Origin of the sequence: Acetivibrio sp. MSJd-27 (assembly GCF_018918095.1) — a bacterium.
GTDB lineage: Bacteria > Bacillota > Clostridia > UMGS1840 > HGM11507 > HGM11507.
Genome location: NZ_JAHLPV010000039.1, coordinates 1 through 25,408, shown reverse-complemented (window position 1 = coordinate 25,408; position 25,408 = coordinate 1). Strand labels below are relative to the sequence as shown.

The 25,408-nt window shown below is 41.7% G+C and carries 29 protein-coding genes, 1 tRNA gene and 1 pseudogene; 23 read left to right on the top strand and 8 right to left on the bottom strand.

The features are described 5' to 3' along the window. Nucleotides 1–75: 75 nt before the first annotated feature. From KQI32_RS13680 to KQI32_RS10890, 4 genes are all read right to left on the bottom strand, one after another. Complete coding sequence (locus tag KQI32_RS13680) at nucleotides 76–198, bottom strand: IS3 family transposase (protein ID WP_374197080.1); 123 nt, start codon at nucleotides 196–198, stop codon at nucleotides 76–78. A 27-nt stretch (nucleotides 199–225) separates the two neighbouring features. Further along, nucleotides 226–510: an imidazolonepropionase gene (locus KQI32_RS10900; RefSeq protein WP_216425123.1), complete on the bottom strand. Its 285-nt coding sequence runs from the start codon at nucleotides 508–510 to the stop codon at nucleotides 226–228. A 355-nt stretch (nucleotides 511–865) separates the two neighbouring features. Beyond that, complete coding sequence (locus tag KQI32_RS10895) at nucleotides 866–1,060, bottom strand: hypothetical protein (protein ID WP_216425122.1); 195 nt, start codon at nucleotides 1,058–1,060, stop codon at nucleotides 866–868. Further along, nucleotides 1,039–2,577, bottom strand: a complete 1,539-nt coding sequence (locus tag KQI32_RS10890; protein ID WP_216425120.1) for a minor capsid protein — start codon at nucleotides 2,575–2,577, stop codon at nucleotides 1,039–1,041. Before KQI32_RS10890 ends, KQI32_RS10895 begins: the two co-directional genes overlap by 22 nt. Between KQI32_RS10890 and KQI32_RS13470 the strand changes: the two genes are divergently transcribed. From KQI32_RS13470 to KQI32_RS10795, 20 genes and pseudogenes are all read left to right on the top strand, one after another. After that, nucleotides 2,521–2,877, top strand: a complete 357-nt coding sequence (locus KQI32_RS13470; RefSeq protein ID WP_308167053.1) for a DUF3847 domain-containing protein — start codon at nucleotides 2,521–2,523, stop codon at nucleotides 2,875–2,877. The two genes, KQI32_RS10890 and KQI32_RS13470, sit on opposite strands and share 57 nt — an antisense overlap. A 162-nt stretch (nucleotides 2,878–3,039) precedes the next feature. Continuing rightward, a complete protein-coding gene (locus KQI32_RS13465) occupies nucleotides 3,040–3,282 on the top strand; it encodes a glutamyl-tRNA amidotransferase (protein ID WP_374197079.1) in 243 nt (80 codons plus the stop codon). Between the two features lie 163 nt (nucleotides 3,283–3,445). Beyond that, the gene (locus KQI32_RS10875; RefSeq protein ID WP_216425116.1) at nucleotides 3,446–4,588 is read left to right on the top strand and encodes a Fic family protein; all 1,143 of its coding nucleotides are present in this window, start codon (nucleotides 3,446–3,448) and stop codon (nucleotides 4,586–4,588) included. 86 nt (nucleotides 4,589–4,674) lie between these two features. Continuing rightward, nucleotides 4,675–5,514: a hypothetical protein gene (locus tag KQI32_RS10870; protein ID WP_216425114.1), complete on the top strand. Its 840-nt coding sequence runs from the start codon at nucleotides 4,675–4,677 to the stop codon at nucleotides 5,512–5,514. Nucleotides 5,515–5,725: 211 nt separating this feature from the next. Further along, nucleotides 5,726–5,974, top strand: a complete 249-nt coding sequence (locus tag KQI32_RS10865; protein WP_216425112.1) for a type II toxin-antitoxin system Phd/YefM family antitoxin — start codon at nucleotides 5,726–5,728, stop codon at nucleotides 5,972–5,974. Beyond that, a complete protein-coding gene (locus KQI32_RS10860; protein WP_216425109.1) occupies nucleotides 5,974–6,312 on the top strand; it encodes a type II toxin-antitoxin system RelE/ParE family toxin in 339 nt (112 codons plus the stop codon). Before KQI32_RS10865 ends, KQI32_RS10860 begins: the two co-directional genes overlap by 1 nt. An 83-nt stretch (nucleotides 6,313–6,395) precedes the next feature. Then, complete coding sequence (locus KQI32_RS13545; protein WP_256443661.1) at nucleotides 6,396–6,524, top strand: hypothetical protein; 129 nt, start codon at nucleotides 6,396–6,398, stop codon at nucleotides 6,522–6,524. A gap of 52 nt (nucleotides 6,525–6,576) precedes the next feature. After that, on the top strand, nucleotides 6,577–7,017 hold the full coding sequence (locus KQI32_RS10855) for a hypothetical protein (protein WP_216425107.1): 441 nt from the start codon (nucleotides 6,577–6,579) through the stop codon (nucleotides 7,015–7,017). Continuing rightward, nucleotides 7,004–7,093, top strand: a pseudogene (locus KQI32_RS10850) (IS3 family transposase); the annotation flags it as partial. The gene KQI32_RS10855 and the pseudogene KQI32_RS10850, both read left to right, overlap by 14 nt. Nucleotides 7,094–7,154: 61 nt before the next feature. Beyond that, nucleotides 7,155–8,477: a C40 family peptidase gene (locus KQI32_RS10845; protein WP_216425105.1), complete on the top strand. Its 1,323-nt coding sequence runs from the start codon at nucleotides 7,155–7,157 to the stop codon at nucleotides 8,475–8,477. Nucleotides 8,478–8,735: 258 nt separating this feature from the next. Next, complete coding sequence (locus KQI32_RS10840) at nucleotides 8,736–9,833, top strand: site-specific integrase (protein ID WP_216425103.1); 1,098 nt, start codon at nucleotides 8,736–8,738, stop codon at nucleotides 9,831–9,833. 139 nt (nucleotides 9,834–9,972) lie between these two features. Continuing rightward, the gene (locus tag KQI32_RS10835) at nucleotides 9,973–10,167 is read left to right on the top strand and encodes a hypothetical protein (RefSeq protein ID WP_216425102.1); all 195 of its coding nucleotides are present in this window, start codon (nucleotides 9,973–9,975) and stop codon (nucleotides 10,165–10,167) included. 42 nt (nucleotides 10,168–10,209) lie between these two features. Further along, on the top strand, nucleotides 10,210–10,707 hold the full coding sequence (locus tag KQI32_RS10830; RefSeq protein ID WP_308167052.1) for an SLOG family protein: 498 nt from the start codon (nucleotides 10,210–10,212) through the stop codon (nucleotides 10,705–10,707). Then, nucleotides 10,704–11,864, top strand: coding sequence for a ComEC/Rec2 family competence protein (locus KQI32_RS10825; protein ID WP_216425100.1), 1,161 nt, complete (start codon nucleotides 10,704–10,706; stop codon nucleotides 11,862–11,864). Before KQI32_RS10830 ends, KQI32_RS10825 begins: the two co-directional genes overlap by 4 nt. 332 nt (nucleotides 11,865–12,196) lie before the next feature. Continuing rightward, a complete protein-coding gene (locus tag KQI32_RS10820; RefSeq protein WP_216425098.1) occupies nucleotides 12,197–12,580 on the top strand; it encodes a hypothetical protein in 384 nt (127 codons plus the stop codon). Further along, nucleotides 12,549–12,839, top strand: coding sequence for a zinc ribbon domain-containing protein (locus KQI32_RS13675; RefSeq protein WP_374197078.1), 291 nt, complete (start codon nucleotides 12,549–12,551; stop codon nucleotides 12,837–12,839). The genes KQI32_RS10820 and KQI32_RS13675 overlap by 32 nt, the downstream gene beginning before the upstream one ends. A gap of 536 nt (nucleotides 12,840–13,375) precedes the next feature. After that, on the top strand, nucleotides 13,376–16,585 hold the full coding sequence (locus KQI32_RS10810) for an InlB B-repeat-containing protein (protein WP_216425093.1): 3,210 nt from the start codon (nucleotides 13,376–13,378) through the stop codon (nucleotides 16,583–16,585). Between the two features lie 500 nt (nucleotides 16,586–17,085). Continuing rightward, the gene (locus KQI32_RS10805) at nucleotides 17,086–17,397 is read left to right on the top strand and encodes an HTH domain-containing protein (protein ID WP_216425125.1); all 312 of its coding nucleotides are present in this window, start codon (nucleotides 17,086–17,088) and stop codon (nucleotides 17,395–17,397) included. A 473-nt stretch (nucleotides 17,398–17,870) separates the two neighbouring features. Next, nucleotides 17,871–18,101: a helix-turn-helix domain-containing protein gene (locus KQI32_RS10800; RefSeq protein WP_216425091.1), complete on the top strand. Its 231-nt coding sequence runs from the start codon at nucleotides 17,871–17,873 to the stop codon at nucleotides 18,099–18,101. A gap of 91 nt (nucleotides 18,102–18,192) precedes the next feature. Beyond that, complete coding sequence (locus KQI32_RS10795; RefSeq protein WP_216425089.1) at nucleotides 18,193–19,515, top strand: site-specific integrase; 1,323 nt, start codon at nucleotides 18,193–18,195, stop codon at nucleotides 19,513–19,515. A gap of 65 nt (nucleotides 19,516–19,580) precedes the next feature. On the opposite strand, the gene KQI32_RS10790 is transcribed toward KQI32_RS10795, so the two are convergent. Further along, a tRNA-Ser gene (locus tag KQI32_RS10790) sits at nucleotides 19,581–19,672 on the bottom strand. 393 nt (nucleotides 19,673–20,065) lie between these two features. Continuing rightward, entirely contained in the window at nucleotides 20,066–20,926 is an 861-nt protein-coding gene (locus KQI32_RS10785) for an SIR2 family protein (protein ID WP_216425087.1), read from the bottom strand. A 132-nt stretch (nucleotides 20,927–21,058) separates the two neighbouring features. Between KQI32_RS10785 and KQI32_RS10780 the strand changes: the two genes are divergently transcribed. The 3 genes from KQI32_RS10780 (at nucleotide 21,059) to KQI32_RS10770 (ending at nucleotide 22,709) form a co-directional block, all read left to right on the top strand. Further along, nucleotides 21,059–21,220: a hypothetical protein gene (locus tag KQI32_RS10780; protein ID WP_216425131.1), complete on the top strand. Its 162-nt coding sequence runs from the start codon at nucleotides 21,059–21,061 to the stop codon at nucleotides 21,218–21,220. Between the two features lie 141 nt (nucleotides 21,221–21,361). After that, nucleotides 21,362–21,811 (top strand): DUF6323 family protein, encoded by a 450-nt coding sequence (locus KQI32_RS10775; protein WP_216425084.1) that lies wholly within the window; start codon nucleotides 21,362–21,364, stop codon nucleotides 21,809–21,811. Next, on the top strand, nucleotides 21,804–22,709 hold the full coding sequence (locus KQI32_RS10770) for a DUF6179 domain-containing protein (protein WP_216425082.1): 906 nt from the start codon (nucleotides 21,804–21,806) through the stop codon (nucleotides 22,707–22,709). Before KQI32_RS10775 ends, KQI32_RS10770 begins: the two co-directional genes overlap by 8 nt. A 54-nt stretch (nucleotides 22,710–22,763) precedes the next feature. On the opposite strand, the gene KQI32_RS10765 is transcribed toward KQI32_RS10770, so the two are convergent. Together KQI32_RS10765 and KQI32_RS10760 are read right to left on the bottom strand one after the other, a co-directional pair. Next, nucleotides 22,764–24,731 carry a stalk domain-containing protein gene (locus KQI32_RS10765; protein WP_216425080.1) on the bottom strand — a complete coding sequence of 656 codons (1,968 nt, stop codon included), beginning with the start codon at nucleotides 24,729–24,731 and terminating at the stop codon, nucleotides 22,764–22,766. Between the two features lie 213 nt (nucleotides 24,732–24,944). Continuing rightward, nucleotides 24,945–25,408, bottom strand: a 464-nt coding sequence (locus KQI32_RS10760; protein WP_216425078.1) for an IS3 family transposase, incomplete at its 5' end; no start/stop codon positions are given.

The window sequence follows — 25,408 nt, the reverse complement described above, 5'->3', positions numbered from 1 at the left end:
GAGCGGCTGCCTGTGATAGTAATGCGGTGTCAAACTTTCGGTGCCTCTTAGAGAGGCTAAGCCTGTAATAGCCCCTTATAGGGGCTGTGCAAACCACCAGTTTACTGGTGGTTCTGATTTTAGTTGAATACGCTCGTTGTTGTAAAAATGGATATATTCACTTATGAGGAGGCACGCCTCCTCATAAGTCGGAACGATAGACCACCTTATATTTTACGCTTGTCCTCACTTCCTTTCTGCGAGCAAGAGAAAATCCCGCAGCAATTCATTCTCCATTTTCAATCTCTTGTTTTCGTATTTGTATTCCTGTAATGTCTTTGCCGCTTTTCGTCCCCGTTGTTTTGGTACTCCTCGTTTTTCTTTTCTGCGCTCCCTTTTTAACAGATTGTGCACAGGTCGATCTCCTGTTAGTCCTAATACCTTTTCTATTTCTTTATGTGTCATCCCTTGGTTGAGCATTTCTTTAATTTGAGGCAATAGTTCTAATGTGTGTTGATATTTTCTCGACATAACATTAACCCCCTACTGTAGTATTATCCTACAATAGGGGGCTTTTGTCTATTGTCCGTTTTTACTGGACTTGTTCATGTGAAATCCAAACGGGGGTTGTTGCTTTAAAAGATTATCTCTTACTTATTTAATATTGCATTTAATGTGGCTTCCACTATACCAATTTCATAATCGTTACACTTATCAAGCATCCGGTATATACGTTCCTTATCAGAAGTCTTTTTGTTTAATAAGTTTGGTAAAATATTAAATTTGAATCTATATTCAAAACAGCAATAATATTGCACAGGCTTTTATAACTCGGATGTTTATGTTCATTTTCAATAGAAGCAATGTCGGCAAAAGTAAGCGATGTTTATTCTATATCATATTTCTTTTTAATTGCTTGGATCTTTCTAAATGCCTGTTGAGTTAATTTTTTATTTTCAGATACCCCGTTATCCATCCCAGGAATATCTTTATATTTATCGGCTATTTTTTTGCTTTCTTTGGAATACCATTCCATTACTTTTCTCGCTTTCTCTTCTGCTATTTTCTTTTTACTCTCCAATAGCCAACGCCTCCATTCTTTGCGTTTTCTATGCTCATTTCATGTCGATAATCCTCCAGAGACATATTGAATATAGAATCTGCCGATTTATCGAGATATAAATTTACGGTGCTAAACGTATATTCATACTTTTCGTCTACACCTCGTAAAACAGGCAATTTATACTCTTTGAATAATTTATAATCTTCTTCACTAAATGAATATTCTGTCTCTGAAATTGGATGGTTATGTGTTACATATGCGCCTTTGAGTTTGTTTCCCAAATCATAATCAGGGAAAACTCTGTTCGAGGTTCCGAAACATTGCCAAACTTCGCCATCTTTTGTTATAACAACAGCGTTCTCTATATCGCTTCTTGATATAATTTTTTCATATTGTTCAAGCTTTTTAACAGCTTTATTATAATCAACATTTTTTATTTTTTCAAGCAATTTTGGAGATTGATGTTTTGGAATCTCTGAATTTTCACCGTTTGCGGACAAGCCTCCACTTCTGACAGTCTTTATCCACTCGTTATAAGTTATATTTGCAGGAATGAGATACGTTTTTCCGGTTACAGGATCTCTGGCTCTGCGCTGTAATTTGTCCATAATCTGCTTGTTCAGCGTTGAAATGGTGGTAGACCTGCACCACGGATGAAGCGGTGGAAGGTTTACACCTGGCACCGCCTTATCTACATCAAATTCTTTCCCATCCATATTCCGGCATACTTCCGATGTTCTGATATCCAGTGTTGCAAGAAACCGATATTTTTTGATACCGGATTCTTTATAAGATTCGATTTCTGCCATGTTTGCAATATAGGTGCTCTCAGTTCGTACAAGTCGCCTTGCCTCAAATGCTCCAACCTCGAATTGGTCTTGTATTTCCTTTGCGGTTTTATGATAGCTGCGACCCGTTAGAAATCCAGTTAACAGCTCCTGTTTCAGCTTAACGCTCAAATCCCTGCTGTTCGACCATATACGTTCGCTGTAGTGCTTGCTACTCCATGCATTGTCTAATATCTCGGCTACCCTTATAATTGGCATACTGGAAAACTGGAATCCGAATCCCGTCCCCTTTTGAATGTCAAACATCGTGCGGTTATAGGCTTCGTATGCCGTATCTGTATAATGATTTCTTGTTGTGTTAAATTCCATTTCCGCAAGCTCGGATAATTTCCTGTCGATGTCCTCCTGCAACTGTTCAAATCGTTTTATCCGGTATGCATAAGCCGGAGAGGATAATATACTCATCATCTTCTGTCGAATAACAGGGTCTTTTATTTTCCTCACAACCGATTTTAAACGGTTTAATTTGTCTTTATCCGTAATAGCGTTTAAAATCTCTCTCGCAGCTTTTTCAGACAGTCCTGATTCGTGTTGAAAGGTATGAAATATCTTTCTTGTTTCTTGACTGATATACTCCGATGCAGAAATATAGGATTCTGCGATATCGTCCGCTATTTTATCCGCTTGTTTGTGGTATTCATACATGCGGAGTTCTGCACGCTGTTTCCAGTATTGATTACTCTTCATCTTCCTCACCGCCCGGAGGGTTATTGTTTACCATGCCGAACGACTGTTTTTTTGCCTCGTCGTTTTCTTTTTGCTCCTTTTCGATTGCTTGCAAAGGAGAGTGAGGAAAAGCGAAAGAAACGGACAAAGCGGTTAATTGAGCGAGGGGCGATTTTGGAAAGCGTAATCAGCAGTGCGGAGGACTTTTCAAACGAGCAGTTGCAGGCTCTTTTAATCGAGATTTTTTCAAGTGAGTTTGCAAAGGGAAAAATCAAGAATTTTCGGGAGCATACGGCGAACGAGGGAAATCCCTTGTTTTAGCAAGGGCGCACTTATACACCTTTGATTTTGCAAACCCACAAACAAAACAAACTGAAATTTTGGAGGTAACAGACAATGAAAAATCAGAACACAATTAAGAGAATAGCGAAAGCACAGAAAATTCTCCGCAAGGCTAAACTTGTACTTACGGCGCTTGCGGTTATGATGACCGCCCTCACGGGAACGGTTTTTGCCGCTGACCCGCTCGGAACAATAAACAGCCTTTCGGATTTTATCTTCTCGGCAATTAAGGCTATCGGACTAATCCTGCTCGGCTTCGGTGTTGTGCAGATAGGTCTGTCGATTAAATCACACGACGCATCGCAGAGAGCAAACGGATTTCTGACCTTCTTCGGCGGCGTCATCATTGCATTTGCGAAAGATATACTTGATATGATAATGTAAGTGGAAAATTCGCACGAATTATAGTGTATAAAACCGTCAAAATATGCACAAGTTGAAATTACAACAATAAAAATCATTTATATATTTCCATATAACTTGACAAGTGGAAATATAGATGATATAATAAACATAGAAATTTCAACTTGTGCGAGGTGAATCTTATATGAAAAACAGAGCCGGAGAGCTTGTAACAAATCTGTCGGGCAAAATGGCATATAAATCATTCAAACCAAATCCGCTTCCCCCAATACCGGCTATTGAGCAAGATGATGAAATGGTGGAATACTTGGTAAAGGCAAATAGAGGGATAGCAACAATAGAAAGTATTGCAAAGCGAATACCGAATGTTAATCTGTTTGTATCTATGTATGTGAGAAAGGAAGCGCTTTTATCCTCTCAAATTGAGGGTACGCAATGCACTTTGGACGATGTGTTAAATCCGCTTATTACAGAAAATGCAAACAGAGATGTTTCAGATGTAATAAACTATATTAAAGCTACTGAATTTGCAGTTGAACGGTTAAAAACCTTGCCGCTTTGCACACGGTTTATCAAGGAAACACACGCTGTATTGTTATCCGATGTCAGAGGCAGCGAAAAAAATCCGGGTGAACTCCGTTCTTCACAGAATTGGATAGGCGGCAGCGGAAGTACACTTCAAAATGCCAGATATATTCCGCCGAATGTGGAGGATATGAAAGCTGCTATGAGCGACCTTGAAAAATTCATTAACGGCGACAGTAATTTAGATCCTCTAATCTGTGCGTCGCTCATTCACTATCAGTTTGAAACAATACACCCGTTTTTGGACGGCAACGGCAGAGTCGGAAGACAGTTAATTACTCTTTATCTTATGGAAAAGAATGTGTTGTCAACTCCGGCACTCTATCTGTCATATTTTCTGAAAAAGAACAGAATCGAGTATTATGACCGTATGACCGAGGTTCGCAGAAACGGAAACTACGAACAATGGATTAAATTTTTCCTGTTGGCTCTTTCAGAAGCAGCAACAGATGCCATAGATACCATTGATAAGCTGATAGAACTGCACGACAGAACTACGGAAACAATAAACACTTTCGGAAAGGCAAAAGCATCGGCACAAAAGCTTATTACCTACCTTGAGGAAAATCCTATCATTGAAATCAGTAAGACGGCACAAGCCTTGAATATGGCATACAATACTGTATCAAGGACTGTGAACTTGTTGATAGATAACGATATTCTTGTTTGTTCCGATAAGGTAGGAAAAACAAAAATTTATTCTTATGAAGAATATCTGAAAATACTTCGTAAGGACACATAATAATAAACATACTAAGCAAAGACAGTCATAGCTGCATAAAGCGGTTATGGCTGTTTTTGCGTTTTGGAACAGGAGGTGAATTACCTTTGAGCGATAATTGGATTGTAGCCAACCTTGAAAATGCATTTTCCACTTGGAACGATAAAATGACGGAAATATGGCAGCTTTTGACGACTTCGCCGCAAAGCTTCAAAGGCGGCGCTATATGGGGCGTTATATCCGGAATAAACGGAGGACTGCAAGCTATCGGACTTGGTTTGCTGGTCCTCTTTTTTGCTATGAGCATATTCAAAAGCACAGCATCTTTTCGTGACTTTCAGCGACCGGAATATGCCTTAAAGCATTTTATCCGCTTTTGTGCGGCAAAGGTGGCAATTACATACGCAATGGACTTAATGACGGCGATTTACTCTATATGCGGAGGAATTGTAGAACAAATCGCAGGCTCTCTCGGCGGTATCGGCGGAGCGTCCGTTACGCTTCCGGCAGCTATTGAGCAAGCCGTTGAGGATACGGGATTTTGGGCAAGTACTCCCTTGTGGCTTGTAACCATTCTCGGTTCGTTATTCATAACGGTGCTTTCATTCATAATGATTATGACTGTGTACGGCAGATTTTTTAAGCTATATATTTACACAGCAATAGCGCCCGTGCCGCTTGCGTCCTTTGCCGGAGAAACAACTTCATTTATGGGAAAATCGTTTTTGAAATCGTATGTCGGTGTTTGTATGGAGGGTGCGGTTATTGTGCTTTCGTGCATTATATTCTCTGCATTTGCGTCGCACAGTACGCCGACGATAGATACAAGCATTACGACTGTCACTATGATATGGAAATATATCGGCGAGGTGATTTTTAATATGCTCGTTTTGGTAGGTCTTATCAAAGGAGCAGACAGAATTGTTAAAGAATTATTCGGAACATAAAAATTTTATTAAAATCTCATTTTGCTGTTGTATTTTACGAATAATTGTGATATAATAATTACAGCAAGAATTGCTTGCAATTCTTAACAGGCATACGCCTGTTCGCACTTTCGTGCGGCTGTATTATTGACGGCTGCACAAAAATGCCCTTGCAAGCAAGCATTTTTGCTTATGGTAAAATAATTACAACAGATAAAAGGAGGTTGATTTTATGCCGAATATCAGACCTGTTTCTGATTTAAGAAACTACGGAGAGGTACTCAAAGAAATATCGGTTGACGCACCTGTTTTTTTAACGAAAAACGGCAGAGGAAAATATGCTATTGTGGATATGGAAGAATATGAAAGGACAAAAGCAACAATAAAGTTGATGTCGCAGCTTGCCAAAGGTGAAGCCTCTGTAAAAGAAGGCGGTTGGATAGACAGCGATGATGTTCAAAGTTTGCTCGGTATAAAGTAATGGCAAAAATACGGCTTTCACCACTTGCCGTATCGGATTTACAAGAAATTAAGGAATACATTACAGATGAACTTTGTAATCCGACTGCGGCAAACAGAATCATTACTAAAATTATAAAGGATTATTCTTTACTTGAAACATCACCACGACTTGGTCCGTCACTTTCCTCTATCATTCACATAGATACCGATTATCGTTTTTTGGTTAGCGGAAAATACATTATCTTTTACAAGACAGAAGGCGAATATGTATCCATATATCGTATTTTGTACGGAGCAAGAGATTATATGAAAATTCTGTTTTCCGACAAACTGACAGATGAAGATCCCTTTGAGTAAAACAAAAAACGAATATGTTTTTATCACTGCTACTTTTATGGCAGTGATTTTTTTATGTAAATTTTTATTTGGAGGACACGATTATGAGTTACAAAAACAATGCTATCAGCAGCGACGACCCGAAGGCTATTGAAAAGCTGACGGAAAAACTGCATAAATGTGAGGAGTTGCAAACGCTTATGAAAAAAGCTAATCACAACGCCGTCCGATAATCCGAATTACAGAAAATACACAAAAGAACTTAACGGCATACTCTGTGATAAAATGTCGGAAAGCAACAATATCGTACACGAGAAATATATTACGGTTGCAACCGAAAAGAAAAACATCGAGGAGGCTCGGACATTTTTCACCCGTGTGGGGAATGACCTCACAGCCGATTATGCGAAAATATCGTCAAAAATAGCGGAGCTTGGTTACAAGGACAGGCTTCGCATTTTTAATGACTTCTTCAAAACGGGCGAAAATGAAGAATTTGATTTTGACCTCAAAAAAGCTATGGCGAAAGGTGCGGATTTCAAAGATTACATTTCCCCCGACAGCTTGGAATTTAAGAAAGACTTTATAAAAATCGGAGATAAATACGCAAGGACAGTTTTTCTAAAAGAATACCCGTCATTCTTAAAGGACAGTATGATTTCGGAATTAACCGACTTTTCAAGAAGTATGATGCTATCTATCACTATTCAGCCTATGGTACTATAATAATAAAAGAATTAAAGCAAAATTAAAAGGATTGAGTCCGGTTCAATTCAGACTTCAATCCTGTTGTGTAGCTTGAAAATTTTGTCTAACTTTTTGGGGTCAGTACAAAAAAGGCGGTTAAAACAAAAGACAGTCTTTTGAAAGGCACAAACAAAGCCGTGAAAACGGGCAATTCTTATGTAGGCAAAGCTGCAAAGAAAAAAGCTGTTAAATCAGCAAAACGAGCGGCAAAGACGCAAAAGGAAATCACGAAAAAAGCGGCAAAGCAAGCTGCCAAGCAAGCGAAAGAGGTTGCTCAGAAATCTGCACAAGCCGCAAAGGCAACCGCAAAAGCGGCTGTTAAAATCACAGTTAAAGTCGCTCAAATGGTAGCGGCAGCAACCAAAGCCGTTGTTTCGGCGCTTGCCGCACTCGGAGGCTGGGCGGTGCTGTTGGTTGCTTTAATTGTTGTAATCGTGGTTGCGGCTATTGCCGCAAGTCCTTTCGGTATCTTTATTTCCGATGAAGCGGCGGATAATGACAGTATTCCCATTTCAGCTATCGTTGCCGAGTGTAATATGGAGCTTTCAAACAAGCTTGATGACATAGAAAATGCCGCAGCCGCAGACCGCAGCGAGATTATCGGCGAACAGGCAAATTGGGACTTGGTACTCGCCGTATTTGCAACAAAGGTTGCAGGTGTGGAAGATGATACGGTCGAAGATGTTGTCGTTATCACGGAGGATAAAAAACAAAAGCTCAAAAATGTATTTTGGGATATGCACGAGATAACCTCACGCACGGAAACGGTTGCAAACGGTGATACTAATGAAAAAGTTGTATATATCACAATCACGGCGAAAACAAAAGAGAATATGATTTCACAGTATAATTTTACACGCAAGCAGCAGGAAGCGCTCGATACGCTTTTGGAGCAAGACGAGGTGTTGATTTCCGCAGCACAGTCGCTCGCCGTATCGGACGCAACCGCACAGGATATTTTGAAAAACTTACCCGATAGTTTATCAGCGGAGCGAAAGAAGGTTATAAAAGCAGCTTGCTCGCTTGTAGGCAAGGTAAATTACTTTTGGGGCGGTAAATCGTCCGCTATCGGCTGGGACTCAGAATGGGGCAAGCTGAAAACAGTATCGGCAGAAGGCAGTAAAACAACCGGGACAAAAAGACCTTTCGGACTTGACTGTTCGGGGTTTGTTACTTGGAGCTTTATCAATTCCGGATTTAATGCGTCAAGCATAGGACACGGAACGAAAGGGCAAATTGCAAAGTGCAGCCGAATATCTTGGAGCAGCTCTCAAGCTGGGGATTTAGCCTTTTACGGTGATTTATCGCACGTCGGAATCGTTGCCGGAAAGGACGCTGCCGGAAACATTCTTGTTATCCATTGTTCGAGTGGTAATAATAATGTCGTTATCACAACAAACAGCGGTTTCGGCTTTGCGGCAAGACCGAGATGCTATTAAAAAATATAAGACAGCGGGGAGCATTTCTATATGCCTTTCGCTGTCTTTTTAAGTTTCGTAACTGATAGTTTTATTACTTGACTGTTAAAAACGCTCCAATGCCTTGAAAAATAAGGATTTGAGCTATTTATAAAGTTTGCAGTCAATGATAAAATTATTATAGTCAATTATATCATAATTGGCGTAAAAAAACAAGTTTTTGAGGAAAATTTATAAGAATTATCCGTCAAAAATTTAATGTCAAAGGAGTGATTTTCTATGGCTCGCAAGGGTGAAAATATTTACAAAAGAAAAGACGGAAGATATGAGGGTCGATATATTAAGGACTACGATTTGCAGGGTAAAGGCATTATCGGATATGTCTACGGAAAGACCTACAAAGAAGCAAAGGAAAAACTTTTAATTGCTAAAGCAAAGGTAAAAGAGCGGTATAACAAACCTCCCTCGGAAATGCTTGTAAAGGATTGGTTTGAAAAGTGGCTATTAACGCAGAAGCACATAAAAAAATCATCATATACGGTGTATTCCTCGCTCGTTGAAAATCATATTAACACGGAGCTTGGAAATATGCGGCTGTGCGAAGTTACAAAACTCACGGTGCAGGGCTTTGTAAACGGTCTTGTTGCAAAATGGGAACCGTCAACAGTTAAGCTGATATATACCGTGTTAAAGCTCGGTTTGGATACCGCTGCCGATAACGGCTTAATGCCTGCCGTATGCAAGCGTATAAAGCTGCCGAAGCAGAAAAATAAAGAGGTTATCGTGTTCAGCAAAAATGAGCAGAAAGCAATAGAAAAGTACATTGAAAGCTCGGATAATCCTAATGATATAGGGATTTTGATTTGCCTTTACACAGGTATCAGAATCGGAGAATTATGTGCATTGGAATGGAAAAATGTTGACTTAAAAAGAGGTGTTATATCTATACAGCAAACGCTTTACAGAGCAAAGTCCGACAAAGGAAAAAAGAAAACAGAAATCGTGATTGCCCTACCGAAAAGCGATACATCTGTGCGTGATATACCACTTCCGAAGTTTTTAACCGCAAAGCTCAAAGCGATTGAACACGGAGGTGGTTTTTTAATTAACCGTAAGGGAAAATTCATTGAGCCGACTGTTTACGCTCGGAGGTACAAGGCAATATTGAAGGAAATCGGCGTCCGTGATGTTAAATTTCATACAACCCGGCATACTTTCGCTACAAGGGCGTTGGAAATCGGAATGGATATAAAGACGCTTTCGGAAATACTCGGACACGCTTCTCCGACCGTCACGCTGAATATCTATGCTCACTCTCTGCCGGAGCATAAGGCAAAGGAAATGGATCGGCTCGGAAAAATGTATAATCCGTCTTAATAAGCCGTCAGAATTTCATAAAAGGCTTGTAAAACCAAATAAATCGGAGTACAAATCGTTTAACTATCAGTTTTGCGATTTTTTATTTTGTCCAAAAATCGCAGTAATTAAACATTTGACGGAGAAAGGAGTTTTTTGTATGGAATATAACGAAGTTTTAGAGCATTTCAAAAAAGATATTCAGAATGACCCCGATATTGAGATTATTCAGCTTAAACACGGTATTATGATTTTTTATTGGGACGAGGTGGAACACTCATACTATCACAGCAGCGAACTTATACAAACTTCCGAAAAATTGTATGAGATATTAAGCGAAGAATTTAGAAAATAGTTTATTTGTGTTGAATTGACAACGAAAGAAGGAATATTCATAGTGGAAAAAGAAAAACGATTACACCGCTGCTGTTTTACGGGACATCGCCCTGAAAAATTAAGCATTTCCGAAACAGAGGCAAGACCTCTTTTGGAAAAAGCTATTGATACGGCGATAGGAAACGGTTTTACAACATTTATAACGGGTATGGCACAGGGCATAGATATATGGGCGGCTGAAATTGTGCTACAAAAAAGAAATCATAATGCGGCACTGCACCTAATCTGTGCCGTGCCGCACCCCGGCTTTGAAAACAAACGAAGCGAATATGAAAAAGAACGATATATGCACATAATTCAAAGTGCCGACTATACAACAACTATAAGCGACCATTATTTCAGAGCCTGCTATCAAAAAAGAAATGAATTTATGGTAGACCATTCAAATCTTGTTATAGCGGTGTGGAATGGAGCACCATCAGGAACAAAAAATACTATTGATTATGCCAACCGAAAAGGTGTTAGCGTGGTTAATGTTTTGGAGGTGGCTATGCAATGAAAAACAGATCTCGCATTATATCTGTACTTTTGTGTATTTGTATGCTGCTTTGTATTTGCTCCTGCACAAACGAAGCTGTACCGATAACCGAAGAACCTAATTCTCCCGGACAGTCGGAAAATGTCACGGAAACAAAAGCTCCGAAAGATACAACCGATTATTCCGAACACAGCTTTGCGGTACATTATATTGATGTCGGACAAGGCGATGCGGCGCTTGTACTCTGCGATGATAAAACAATGCTTATTGACGGCGGAAAGCCGCACGCCAGCAGTATTATTTATACCTATCTCCAAAACTTAAACATTGATTATCTCGATTATATTGTCGCATCGCACGCAGATGATGACCATATCGGCGGACTTTCAGCTCCGCTTGCCAAAATGAAGGTCGGAAATGTGTTAGCGCCGGAAACCGAAGCCGATACACGCTCTTATGAAAGTCTGAAAAACAAAACCGCCGAGCAGGGCTTGACAATAACTCACCCCAAGCCGGGAGAAAGCCTTGATTTCGGCAGCAGCAAAATAGAATTTTACGGTCCGATAACGGAAAGCGAAAGCGACCGCAATAATGGCTCTATCGTAATGAAAATTATATACGGCGATACCTCTTTTCTTTTTACGGGCGATGCGGAGCGTGAGGAGGAACAGGAAATATTAAGCGCCGGATATGACCTGTCGGCAACAGTGCTGAAGGTCGGACATCACGGAAGCAAAAACTCAACCACATATCCGTTTTTGCGTGAGATTATGCCGAAATATGCGGTAATTTCTGTCGGAGATAACAATTACGGACACCCAACAGAAGATACATTAAGCCGTTTGCGTGACGCAGATGTTAAAGTGTACCGTACCGATATGCAGGGTGATATTGTTGCAACAAGCGACGGAAAAACAGTTACGGTTACAACGAAAAAAAACGAAAATGCACAAACCAACCCGACCGAAAATGAAAAATCAACCTCTGTTCAAAGCGCTGAAAATGCGGCAAATCAAGAAATTTGCGAATATATCGGCAATGCGAATACAAAGAAATTCCACTATCCCGACTGCGGAGCCGTGTCGCAAATGAAAGAGAAAAACAAGGTTTACTTAAACTGCACCCGTGACGAAGCGATAAAAGACGGATATAATCCTTGCGGAAGATGTAATCCGTAATTGCGATTTACGGTAATTTCACCGTTCGGCTTATGGAATTTGTAAATATCCTATACTTTTTAAGAAAATCTGAATTTACTTAAAATTTATCCCCTACTTTTTGAAAAAAGTAGGGGGACAAAAGAAGATTTTTTCTGTATAATGAAGATGGCATAGAATAACATCGGCTGTCTTAAAGATTGTTTGAAGGAGATGTTCGCTCAAATATACACCTGTGTAACTATATCATATACTTCTGTTTCTTTTAATACTTTGACGACAGTTGACTTATAAAATATTTCTGTACGCAAAAAAACGGTTTTATTGTTTTTTTGAGAAAAGAGGCGAAGCATATGACGAATAACAGACACAAAACAGCTGCATATAAAATTATCCCGTCGCAGTGCGGAAACCGCTACAGCTTTTTCTGCGAATTGTCGGGTATGCTTGTCTGTACCACCGGAACATATTATGCAGACAATCCGGAGGCGGAGCTTTCGGCGGCGTGGGAATCGGAGGGCAAAAACAATTTTAATTTATGCCACCTGTGCGGCAGATGGGTCGATTCGGTTGTATATAATCCGGATATGCTGACGTGTGTAAACTGTGCTCCGCTCGAAGAAGAAGCAAGGTACTGCAAGCACTGCGGAGCAAAAGTAATTAACGGCGATATAATCTGCTCTGTATGCGGCAAAAAAGTATTATATGGGGGAGCTGATGGAAATGACAAGATATAGACCGTCAAGAAAAGATATTTTGGAGCATTTCGGCTTCGGCACGAAAAAAATGAAAAGCTGTAAAATCTGTCCGTGCTGCGGCAATGCACAAAATTCAAAAAAGAGATTTTGCGAAGTTTGTCATACAAAGCTGCCCGGCAGGACGATTTTTGATATTTACAAATCCAAACACCGCTGCTGCAAAAAATGCGGAAATGTTCTCCCGGACGATGCGGAATATTGCCCCCTGTGCGGAACGAAGCAAAGCAATAAAAATTGAAAAATAAGTCTTGTTTGTTGCATATTGGAAAACTCTATCACATATTCGGCGAAGGATTTTAATGATTTTAATCGTTGCCGTGCGATTTACTGTAATTTTACTGTTTGGCTTACAGAATTTGTAAATATCCTATACTTTTTCCCCTACTTTTTCAAAAAAACTTTGATTTTTTTGAAATTTATCCTATACTTTTGGCGAAAAGTATAGGGACAAAACAGATTATTTCATATATAATTTATATATAATTATAGGTGTAAAACATAATACATACTGTAATCTTTTGTCCGCAAATGCAGATGAGTAACAAAACTTCGTGCAGAGGCTTTCGGTAAATGCGAAAATTAAAAAGCCGCAGCCGCAAGCCGCAATACCGGATAAATGCAAAATCCAAAAGAAAGGAGATGCAAAGTTATATCGAAAGATATTAACGCAGACAAAGAAATCTAAAGTTCGGATTATACTGTTATTTAATCCGGCACACTCCGACAAATTTTGCGGAGAAATGTAAAATATCACATCAAAAGGAGGATATAAATGTGAAAAAGACAAGACAATTTTTTTCTGTTTTACTGACACTGGCAATGCTGCTTTCCCTCGTGCCCGCCATGGGCGTGACGGCGAGTGCGGCGGGAACAGAGATAGAAGCAGTTTCATTTACCTATACCGGATATGCGGAGGGAGAAAATGTTGCGGATGCGGTTGTCACCTGCAATACGGCGGGTGTAGATTTCACGTATAAGTGGGAATACTCAGACTCCGGCGGAAGTTATTCTGACGCAACAAAGCTTTCTGCACAGTTCATTTCGGGGATTAAATACACTCTGTGGATATACTTCAAGGCACATGACGGGTTGGCACTGGCAGAGCTGAATAAAACAGATGTCACCTTGGGAGGCAATAACCCGGGGGTTGTGTATACTAACTATACGATAGACGAAGTGAAATATTCTTACGGCGTTCCGTTTTCTATGAGTCCTCTCGGCGGCGTTACAAAATATATCGTTGGCTTCTATACGCAGGGCGGAAAAATCGGAGAGGAAAGTTATCGCGTGGAACGTGTTACCGGCACGGACGGCAAGTTGGCCGCGGAACAGGTGCCGACGCCGACAAAAGAGCACTACATCTTTGCCGGGTGGTATACAGCAGAAAGCGGCGGCACTTTGTTGAGTCTGGACACAGTTTATACAGATTCACGTAACGAATATTACGCGCGCTGGGTGCCCACCGTTGACATTGATGTAACATTTGATGCAAACGGCGGCAAGGTAAACGGCAAGGATACGGATACAATAACGATACCGGCGGCGGATAAAGGTAAATTGGCATCACTTCCGGTTCCGACAAGGGAGGGCTACACCTTCGACGGATGGTATACCGCAGCAAGCGGAGGAATGAAGATAACGGAGACAACGGTTTTCAGCGAGGCAACCACGGTATATGCCTTGTGGGGAGCGATTGACAGCGTTTCATTTTCCTATACCGGATATGCGGAGGGAGAAAATGTTGCGGATGCGGTTGTCACCTGCAATACGGCGGGTGTAGATTTCACGTATAAGTGGAAATACTCAGACTCCGGCGCAAGTTATTCTGACGCAACAAAGCTTTCTGCACAGTTCATTTCGGGGATTGAATACACTCTGTGGATATACTTCAAGGCACAGGACGGGTTGGCACTGGCAGAGCTGAATGAAACAGATGTCACCTTGGGAGGCAATAACCCGGTGATTGTGTATACTAACTATACGATAGACGAAGTGAAATATTCTTACGGCGTTCCGTTTTCTATGAGTCCTCTCGGCGGCGTTACAAAATATATCGTTGGCTTCTATACGCAGGGCGGAAAAATCGGAGAGGAAAGTTATCGCGTGGAACTTATTACCGGTACGGACGGCAAGTTGACCGCGGAACAGGTGCCGACGCCGACAAAAGAGCACTACACCTTTGACGGATGGTATACAGCAGAAAGCGGCGGCACTTTGTTGAGTCTGGACACAGTTTATACAGATTCAAGTAGCAAATATTACGCGCGCTGGACGGAGAACCCCGCCCTGACCGGCACAGCCACGATCACCGGTACGGCTAAGTTCGGTCAGACCCTGACAGCATCTCTTGAAAGCGGCAATAATACCGGCACGCTGTCCTATCAGTGGAAGCGTGATGGCTCCGACATCTCCGGCGCAATGAACAGCACCTACACGCTGGTTAAGGCCGACATCGGCTCGACCATCACCGTGGAGATTTCCAGCAGCGAGGAAACCGGCACACTTACCAGCGCCGCAACCGCTGCGGTTAAAAAGGCTGACAGTCCCGGTGCTCCTACCGGTTTGAACGGAGTGAATCCCACCACTTTGGGCGGCTCCGACGGTAAGATAACCGGTACAACCACAGCTATGGAGTACAGCACCGACTCTAACTTTGCCAGCCCCGCAGGTACTGTATGCTCCGGCACCGAGATCACCGGACTTACCGCAGGCACCTACTATGTCCGCATAGCGGAAACTGATACACACTTTGCAGGTGCAACCGCTACGGTCACCGTCCCGGCAGACGATGTGCCCCTGACTTATACGGCAACAGTCACACCGGACGGTAAAACTTTTGCTGCACGGACCGTAGGCTACGGCGAGCAGACCGCAGAGACCTTTACGATCACCAATACCGGCACCGGTGCTCTTGCTTCTCTGGATGTGACCCTGACCGGAGCCAATGCCGACAGCTTCACGCTGGATAAGACGGGTTTTAATACGAATCTGGCAACATCCGGCACCACAACTTTCACCATCAAGCCCAACACAGGCTTGGCCGCAGGCACTTACACCGCAACAGTTCGTGTAACAGCCACCAATTTGACCACGATTGATAAGACAATCCGCTTTACTGTTAATTCGTCCGGCGGTGGCGGCGGTGGCGGCGGTGGCGGCGGCGGTGGCGGCGGCGGAACAACACGCTACACAGTTAAGTTTGAAACAAACGGCGGAAACGCAATTACATCATCTTCCGTAACAAAAAATAGTGTTGTTAAAGAGCCGACTGCTCCTGCAAAAGAAGGTTTTACCTTTGACGGCTGGTACACAGATGAAAAATTGACTGCAAAATATGATTTTGCAAGCAAGGTTACAAAGGACTTTACGCTTTATGCAAAGTGGAACGAAAACGAAAAGCCTGTTGATCCGGTTGACCCACCAAAACCGACAGAATGGGAAAATCCGTTTACAGACATTCACAAAAACGACTGGTTTTATGATTCGGTGAAATACGCATACGAAAACGGTCTGATGAAAGGCGTATCAAATACGGAATTTGCACCCCAAAGCGATATTACAAGGGCAATGTTTGTTACAATTCTTTACAGAATGGAAAATGAGCCGCAGACAGCTGCAGCCGCCTTTATTGACATAGAAAGCGGAAGCTATTATGAAAAGGCTGTTGCGTGGGCAAGCAATAACGGTATAATCTTCGGAATTTCCGAAAATCAATTTGCTCCGAATGATAATATAACCAGAGAGCAGATGGTAGTAATGATCTATCGCTATGCAACATTCAAGGGATATGATATAACGACAAGCGGCAGCACAGCCTATATGGACAACAGCGACATTTCAGACTATGCGAAGGACGCTGTAACATGGGCGGCGGAAAAGTCCATTATGACAGGTAATACGGATGGGAGCTTTGCACCAAAGGCCAATACGACAAGAGCGCAGGCAGCCGCGGTATTTATGCGTGTGCTGGAAAACCTAAAATAAAACAAAGCTTAATATTAAAACCGTTCTCTTAAAATGAGGACAAACGACGGCACAGCAGGCCGCCCGGTATAGAGGCAAAACGCCTTTATTGCCGGGCGGCTTTTTTTGTGCCTTTTTATATGATATTACAAAGCAAAGGAAGCGAAAGCGATTACCGCATAAACAAAAAATTGCCCTGCATAGGACAAAATTATGCTTTTTGTCGGATATGCCCTGCGGCACGGAGGGCACTTTATGAAGCACAGAGCAAAACGCAAAAAGCATAAGCCTAAAGGACATCACCGCAAATCTTCGGGAAAACATCACAGAAAACCACCACCGTATCATAGCCGTGCTCCGCCTCTCTCTTTTGTGCAAATTCAACAAAATTTACACAAAAGGGTGAAATTATGAAATTATTTTTTGAAAGGTGTAAAAAACTTGCAAGGTTAACCTCTATAATGGATGGTGAAAGGAGGTGCAACGGCTTTGAAAGGTAAAATACTGCTTTTGAACGACGGATAGAAATACTTTTCTTTCTTACAAAGCAAAGAAAAAGCAGCATTGTTGAATTGGCTAAAAATTATTCGGTCTGTCGAAAAACAGCTTACAACGACATTATGTTTCTAAGTCGTTATGCACCTATATATACGAAAGGCGGAGTAAACGGCGGCGTATTTTTAATGGATGATTATCGCAATAGTATGTTTCTTTATCTGTCTTGTGATGAAGAAGCCTTACTGTATCGCATTATGGCAACACTTCCATTGTCGGAAAAGAACATTGTTGCTAACATCATAAATAAATATTCCCAGCCCAAAACCGCTACATAATCCTTTCGATTACAAAGAAAGCACGCAAGATAACGGCGGTGCAGTATAACGGCAAACAGATACATTCCGGTATGGACGAGCCAAGCGGCAGATACGCCAAGACGATAGTTTTGCTTCTACTTCATCCTTCTTTCTAAGATGAAAATTATCCGAGCGAGAAATATCAATGCCGCAAAGCAAGGCGGCTACCTTGCGGGCGATGACTTTATATCGGGACAATGATACTTCTGCCCAGCCACAGTCCGAGCGTTAAAAGCGTCGCAGGCAATGGGGGCAGCTCGGTCGGATGGCGGAGAGGTGAAATTCCTATGGCGTGTTCTTGCAAAACACCGTCTGAAATTGCTTCAAAACAAAGAAAATAAGTTGTACCCGTCTTTCGGGACGGGTACGGCTTAACTTTGATATTAGAAATTAAAGCATTTTATAAGTGCTTTAATTTGTGGTATTAAAGTAATTTTAAGGAGGTGTGGGTTATGCTGCCCGAAACAATGAAACGCAAGGAATATATGAATATGCTGAAAAAATATCCCGATGTTCTGAAAATAAAAGAAATGTGCAACGCTCTCGGCGGCATAAGTACAAAAACGGGATATAAATTACTCCGTGAAAACAAAATCGAAAGTATAAAAGTCGGTCGAGAGTATTGTATAACAAAAATCAGTGTAGTTGATTTCTTGATGAGAAAAAATAAAACAACATCGTGATTTTTTGCGTTTGGTACCTATTGTTGATATAATAGTAATGTCAATGATAGGTGTTTGTTTTTTCTCTCAAAAAACAAAGGAGGTCTAAAAATTGAGCAAAAATGTAACAGGAACTATACGAGAGAAGAAAGGACTGTACTATGCAGTCATAAACTATTATGGAGAAAACGAGGAAAGGAAGCAGAAGTGGTTTCCGACAAAACTCCCCGTGCGTGGCAATAAGAAAAAAGCAGAGGCAATTCTCAAACAGGTTTTATGTGAGTTTGAAATACCGATAAGCAAAGGCGAGAAGGTTAATCTTTGTGTAAATCAAAAAATACAGATTGAGAACACAGGAGATGCCGCCATAGTAAATGTTAAAAGCGTTATTTCAACAGAAGCGGCAGAGGATATGAGTTTAGATGATTTTCCGAAAGACCAAGTGCAGTTTTTATTGTTTTCGGATTATCTGAAAAAATATGTGCCTTTAACGCTCAAAAGGAAAAAGAAAATCGAAGCGACAACTTATTCAGCTTATGTTGGAAACATAAATAATCCGATAGCTCCTTATTTCGAGGAAAAAGGAATAACACTCGGCGAACTTACCGCAGAGGATATTCAAGATTTTTATGATGTTCAGCTTGAGCGTGTAACGGCAAATACGGTAATTCATTATCACGCAATTATAAGACTTGCGTTGTGCTATGCGAGGAAAATGGGATATATTAAAGAAAATCCCATTGAAGAAGTTGACAAGCCGGAGAAGAATCAATTTGTCGGAAAGTTTTATAACAGCAGCGAATTGAGCGAGGTAATAAGACTGACAAAGAACACAAAATTGGAATTGCCTGTAATTTTCGGAGGCTTTTACGGACTTCGCAGAAGTGAAATCGTGGGACTTCGCTGGTCTGCAATAGATTTTGACAACAATGTTTTCTATGTTAATCACACGGTTACTACGCCGAATATTGACGGCAAAAAGACTATTGTTGCAAAAGACAGGGCAAAAACAAAATCAAGTCTTAGAGCTTTGCCGCTTAATGAGGACTTAAAAGACAGACTGATTGAAATCAGAAAGCAGCAAGGACAGTACCAAAAGAAATTTAAGCGGTCATACGATAAAAAATGGCTTGATTATGTAATGGTAGATGAGCTTGGAGGGTTGATATTACCCGATTATATTACACCGGCGTGGAAACGGCTTTTAGAGAAGAATAATATGCGTGTGATTCGCTTTCACGATTTAAGACATACTTGTGCGTCGCTTCTATTGAACAAAGGCAAGCACGACGGAATAACTCTGAAAGATATTCAAGTATGGCTCGGACACAGCGATTTTTCAACAACGGCAAATACATATTCTCATCTTGATGCAACATCAAAGGTATCGTCATTAACCGCTTTGTCAGGTGCCGTAAGCCTTGCGGACTGTTAATGAGGGAACTTTTTGAGGGAACTCATAAAAAAACAAGGTTTTGCTTAAAGCAAAAACCTTGTAACTGGCGGACGGGGTGGGATTCGAACCCACGTGCCGGTATTACCGACAAACTGATTTCGAGTCAGCCCCGTTATGACCACTTCGATACCCGTCCTTATATATTTTAGCAGTTTGAAAAAGCTCGTAAAAATGAGGGAACTTTTTGAGGGAACTGCGAAAATAGCAATATTAAATTTTTCAAAAAAGCCTTTATTTATGCGGTGTTCAGCCGATAAATGTTCTCCGTCCATCAACGGATTTCGAGTCGTTCTCGTTATGAAAACTTCGATACTTCTTCATATATTTAACAGTCGCCAAAAATTTACAAGACGAGGAAACTATTTTGGAACTGATAAAAATACAGTTATTAAATTGTATAAGAACATTGCGTAGGTGTAAATTTCAGTCGATATTTCTTTAAAGGACTGCACTCTATATTTTAAATTCGGCCTCTTCAGCCATTTGGGATATCTTCAAATATAATAAAAATATTTAAAGCAAACTTTACTCATTCTCTTGTCTTATCATATAATTCTCTCAAAAAATGGGCAAGGCTTTCCGATTTTTTCTCAGAATCGCCGGAAATAAGGTAAACGCCTCGTTCTTCCAACACTCTCTCCTGTACCGGATTGGGGGTTGTCAGAAAGATATAGGATTTTGGTCGTTTGGACTCATTGCTGCTTTTCAGCCACAGTTTATTCAATTTATAAATTAGATAACGGATATTGATATCCTTTAAACTATAACCGATAAACAGAATTGATTTTCCCAGCATATCTGCCCTCAATTTGATATCTAGAGGAGATTCAAAATTCATCCGATCAAAATAACTGCTTTCGGTTAGGACAATTGTATTTTCATAATCAAAATCGCCATGAAATTTGATAATCTGTGTTTTTTCATGTTTGGACTGTGCCAAATCTTCTACTCCTACAATTTTTTCAAAGTCACAATGAAATACGGAAAATGCCTGTTCCACACAGCGGTCGTAATTCGTCGTATAGATTATCGGAAACTCCAATTTGCAAATCATTTCGAAGATTTCAGACTGTCTGATCGCCTCATCACTCACCGACCAATTTCTATCCATCCAGCTACGCAGCGAACCAATAGTTCCCTTCTCCAGCTTATAATATTCCGTCAAGGCCAAGGTATCGCCATAAGATTTGAAAAGTTCCGGCTCTATATCAAGATTTGATGCAATATAGCTGATAAATTCTGACCAAGTCGGCAAGCCCAGCGTTGCCGAAACACCAGAACCAACAAATAAAATAACCTTTTTCTGTTTAATATTTTTAATTAGATCACGCAACACAATCACCCTTACATACTTTGCGGAGCTCAGATGATTTTTATACGTTTTTTCCAAAACACAAATATCTTTATTATTATAACGTAATTTGTTCAAGATTTCAACTAAAAATATTATTTTTTACTTTATTTTTTTCTTTTTCTCATAATGGTGTTTATGTTTTGGCATACTAACTATGAGGTGAAGGATTTGAAAAAACAAGATAAAGCCAGGCAACCTAAATCGATTGCGCAGCAAATCGTGGACGATTATGTGCTGCAAAGCTCAAACGACACCGATCCGCTGGGAAGCTATACCGGAAAAGCCTTGAATCCGGACGATGTGCCCACACAGGACGCTGACGATTTGTAAACCCTCCGGGCAATACCCCAAAAAGGAGAAGATTTTGCGATCTTCTCCTTTTTTCTGTCCTTATATTACCACAAAATCCGAAAAAAATCAAGTCTTGTTCTTTCACGCGGATGGGTGTATGAAAGAATAGGAGGCGATTTTATGGAAATCGAAATTTTTAAAAACTGGCTTTCGTTATCCGCGGAAGAGCGGAACGAGTGTACCCAGCTTATGGAGCGGTTCGGGCTGTCTCTTTCGCAAAGCCAAATACAAACGCTGGAAGAACGCCGCTGTCAGGCGTTAAAGGATACCGGCAGGGTGGAGTTCGGAGGAGGCGTCTTAAAAAAACTGATCTATGCTTTCTGCGATTCTCCCTATGTGTCACAGGATAATTGTGAGGAGACGCTTCTGGAACTGCAGGATCTTTTCTACTATTTTAAAAATGAATCTATGGAAAAGCTTTCCGACGACGAACTCATCGAAGCAATACATCACAGCTTTCATACGGAAGCAAACGGCTCCCTGGAATATCTGGCGGGAACATCGCTGGAATCCCTGTGCCGCGGACTGCGGTGCGGAAAACAGACGGATTGGAGGGAGGAAGATGTTTGATGTAAAACCGGAACGAGCCCTGCCTTCTGAAGCGTTTTTATCCTTACAGATAAAACTATGTGAACTGCTGAAAAAGCAAGTTCTCCGCTATACTATGGGGGACAGCACTTCCGTGCCGAAAGAGACCGCTCAGGAATTGCTCCGTTCCCTCTGCTTTACATTGCAGGTGGCGGATGCCGGATTCCCGCGGGATTTTTCCGATTTGGATACTCTGTATCTGTCCGGCGTGAAAATCATAGAGGAGCGGATAAAAGAGGGAAAAAAGCTCTGGAAAGCCGCCTGTCTCAGCGCTCCGATCACGGGAAATCTGGCGCTTCGCGACACCCTTGCCAACATCGGAAACTTTTGGAAGCAGTATGACTGCCGCTTTTTTGCCCATGAAATTCCCTGCACCATTGACTATCCGCTCTATCATCCCGTGCCGGAATCCCTGCTGGGAATTGATTACATCAACGAATATCTGCGGTGGATTCTGACCGAAAATGAACTGATCGGGAAATTCCGCACGGAGCTTGTCATCCGGCTTTTGCAAAACAGCTGCCCGGACTGCAAAGCACTTCTCATCAATCTGTATGAGCCGGTTGCGGGGAATGTCATCGGGCTGTCCCTCATCGGAAGCACCCCGAAAAAGCTGGATGTCACCGCGCGGGAAAGAGACAAAATTGCCCGTCTGTTTGAAAAGCTTTCGGAGGAGGAAGCCGCAAAAAAGCTGGAAGATGCCGCCAAAACAGCCTGCGCCGCTCTGCATCTTTCCAATCCGTCCTCCGTGCGGTATCTCACAGTCTTTTCCGCCGGAATGTATCACCGGATCCGGGCGGCTTCCGCCGGCGGCAGTCTGCGGGGCGTTTTCCCGCCCTGCAGGCATACGGACAACTGGGTAAAAGAACAATATCGCTGAACAGGGGCACCGTTGCTTCGGCGCCCCTGCATTTCTCAAAGAAAAAGATTCCTTCTAATTCCGGTATGTGATGGAAACAGTGCTGGTCTCCTCCGACCAGTCCACCTTCGCATTCATCGCCTCCGAAACGGCCCGCAGAGGAATCATGGTGCGATCGTTGATGGTTTGGGCGGGGACATCCATGTCGATGGTTCTTCCGTCCACCGTCAGATTTTTCTCCCCTATCACAAGGCAGAATGTTTTTTCTCCGTTTGTGACCGTGACTTCCTGTTTTTCGCCGTTCCAGCTGACCTGCGTGCCCATCTTTTCAAAAACGCCTCTTGCGGGCACCAGAGTGCGGCCGTCAAAGATCACGGGCTGCTGATCGGGAAACACAACTTTCTCTTCATTGACAAAAACCGAAACTTCTCTTTGCACCTCGAACCATATTTCTTTTTCCATTTTGACGCTTCCGCCGTCCACCAATTCTGTTTTCAGGGAATGCCAGCCCTCAGTGAGACCGTCAAATGTAACTGTATAAGGTGTTTCCCAAAACTCACCTCTTTTTTCTCCATCAAGATAATAACGCACAGAATTATACAGGATTTTCGGATAATAGCCAGCGGCGCTTACCGTAATGCTTGTTCCGGTTCTTCCCCCGTCAAAAGGACGATAGCTGAAAGAGGCCGTATCAGCCATACTACTCAAAAAATAAGGGTTTTCCACTAATTGATTATACAAATCATTCATTGCGGAATTGTTGTAAAGTTCATAAGCGTTCACTTCATTTTCCATCTTTACGTTGAAGTAATTTACCATCTTGATCTGCGGAAAACGCAGAAATAAATCCCCGTACAGCCGGCGCATCTGGATTTTTGCCCAATCGGTGAGTTCTTCACCCTCCATCCGTGTGTAATGGGCTACACCGCATTCAGCGATAAGCACCGGCTTGCGAATTCCATTTTCCTGCATAAATTGAATTAGCTCTGTCATCCGCATCACCGGATGTGCAAACTCATCCATACAAAAATAGGTATTCAGCGGATCCGTCTGACTGCCGTGTTCCTTTTTCCCTTCAAAATATTTGCCGACATAGAGACTGGCTGCTACCCAATCCACATACTCATCTCCGGGATAGTATAAGGAATAAGGCCGATCCAGTGCCCCCAGATCATGCGGTGACCAAACCATTGCTATATTTTGTTTCGTCTTTGCGTAACTCGCCACATAACGAAAAGATTTCACAAACGCTTCCGGATTTCCCCCATTTGCTCCGATGTTCATCTCGGCTCCAAAACGCAGAAAAACAGGGATTCCATAGCTGTCCAGAAAATCAATGGTATCTTTTATGTATGCGTCATACTGTTCAATGTCCTCCAGTGAACTCTGTGTATTCCATGCAAACTCCACTCCGATACCATTCTTTTTCGCTTCGGTAAGATAACGGTTATACCGCCCCAGCTCCCGCGGATTTTCTCCGAATTCCAGATAAAGCAACCAAGTGGAATTCTGTTTTGGAAAATAGGTAAGAATTTTATTGTTGTCAAAATCCAAGATTCGTTGATCGTCATCATAGACCGACCCAAAATAAACGCCTCGGGAAGGTTCAAATTTGGAACCATAGTTTACCGGATAATAAGCTTTATCCTGCACATAGATCTCTAAATATGGAGTGAGAAGATATATTTTTTTCTTCGCATAGATTAAACCGTCCGTCCAGCCCATGTATTCCCCGTATGGCAAGTATCTTTGATACAGTTCCACCGCTTTGTCATAGTATCCCAAACGCTCTGCACAGCGTGAAACCTGTTCATACTTTCCTGCAAGAAATTCTTTTTTTAGGTGGGAATCCGGCTGATTTTCCATAATGGTTATCACCTGCATCCCATACTCATACATTTCCGCATCGTTTCCGGCTTCCAACGCAGCAGCAAAACGGTCAAGAGGACTCCATATTTCATGAGGATAATCATCTGCCAAAACCGTTGCAGGAATTAGCAGCAACACCCAAGAAAGCAATAGACAAAATAATTTTTTTCTCATAAACGTTTCTCCTTTCCCACAAAACAGAAGTATAGTAGTAATATTCAAAAAATTTATTTTTATTATAGCAAGATATAATTGTTTTTGCAAGGAAGACTTAAAGATGCCATTTTGATCGTTTCCCCAAACCGCAATAAATATCCCCCGCAAAAATGAACTGCACCAAATTATGCAGACAGTATAAAAAGCCCCCTATTGAAGGGAAAACAAGATTTAGACAACAAACTGATTCCGTTGTTCTAACGGAGTCAGTTTTGTTTTTAGTTGAATACGCTCGTTGTTGTAAAAATGGATATATTCACTTATGAGGAGGCGCGCCTCCTCATAAGTCGGAAGTTTAGCGCGATAGATGCACTCTGTTTTAAGAATGGAAAAGAAATTTTCAGCTAAAGCGTTGTCATACGGATTTCCTCGGCTTGACATTGATGGAGTAATGCCGTATGATTGTGTTAGCTTGAAGTAGGCTTGTGAAGTATACTGAAAGCCTTGGTCACTGTGAAGTTGCATCTGTGCAGTGACCTTCTCTTTTTTCTTGGCGGCTTTAATCGTACTCAAAACCAGATTTACATTTTGTTTCGTTCCCATCCTGTAGGCTACAATACTGTTGTCGAACAAATCTCTGATGACCGACAAATACAATACGCCTTGCTTTGTGTGTATGTACGAAATATCTGTAA

Coding starts and splice junctions, on each gene's coding strand:
- KQI32_RS10900 (WP_216425123.1), bottom strand. CDS start 510: ATGTCGAGAAAATATCAACACACATTAGAACTATTGCCTCAAATTAAA.
- KQI32_RS10890 (WP_216425120.1), bottom strand. CDS start 2,577: ATGAAGAGTAATCAATACTGGAAACAGCGTGCAGAACTCCGCATGTAT.
- KQI32_RS13465 (WP_374197079.1), top strand. CDS start 3,040: ATGATGACCGCCCTCACGGGAACGGTTTTTGCCGCTGACCCGCTCGGA.
- KQI32_RS10875 (WP_216425116.1), top strand. CDS start 3,446: ATGAAAAACAGAGCCGGAGAGCTTGTAACAAATCTGTCGGGCAAAATG.
- KQI32_RS10865 (WP_216425112.1), top strand. CDS start 5,726: ATGCCGAATATCAGACCTGTTTCTGATTTAAGAAACTACGGAGAGGTA.
- KQI32_RS10860 (WP_216425109.1), top strand. CDS start 5,974: ATGGCAAAAATACGGCTTTCACCACTTGCCGTATCGGATTTACAAGAA.
- KQI32_RS13545 (WP_256443661.1), top strand. CDS start 6,396: ATGAGTTACAAAAACAATGCTATCAGCAGCGACGACCCGAAGGCTATT.
- KQI32_RS10855 (WP_216425107.1), top strand. CDS start 6,577: ATGTCGGAAAGCAACAATATCGTACACGAGAAATATATTACGGTTGCA.
- KQI32_RS10840 (WP_216425103.1), top strand. CDS start 8,736: ATGGCTCGCAAGGGTGAAAATATTTACAAAAGAAAAGACGGAAGATAT.
- KQI32_RS10835 (WP_216425102.1), top strand. CDS start 9,973: ATGGAATATAACGAAGTTTTAGAGCATTTCAAAAAAGATATTCAGAAT.
- KQI32_RS10825 (WP_216425100.1), top strand. CDS start 10,704: ATGAAAAACAGATCTCGCATTATATCTGTACTTTTGTGTATTTGTATG.
- KQI32_RS10820 (WP_216425098.1), top strand. CDS start 12,197: ATGACGAATAACAGACACAAAACAGCTGCATATAAAATTATCCCGTCG.
- KQI32_RS13675 (WP_374197078.1), top strand. CDS start 12,549: ATGGGGGAGCTGATGGAAATGACAAGATATAGACCGTCAAGAAAAGAT.
- KQI32_RS10800 (WP_216425091.1), top strand. CDS start 17,871: ATGCTGCCCGAAACAATGAAACGCAAGGAATATATGAATATGCTGAAA.
- KQI32_RS10775 (WP_216425084.1), top strand. CDS start 21,362: ATGGAAATCGAAATTTTTAAAAACTGGCTTTCGTTATCCGCGGAAGAG.
- KQI32_RS10770 (WP_216425082.1), top strand. CDS start 21,804: ATGTTTGATGTAAAACCGGAACGAGCCCTGCCTTCTGAAGCGTTTTTA.
- KQI32_RS10765 (WP_216425080.1), bottom strand. CDS start 24,731: ATGAGAAAAAAATTATTTTGTCTATTGCTTTCTTGGGTGTTGCTGCTA.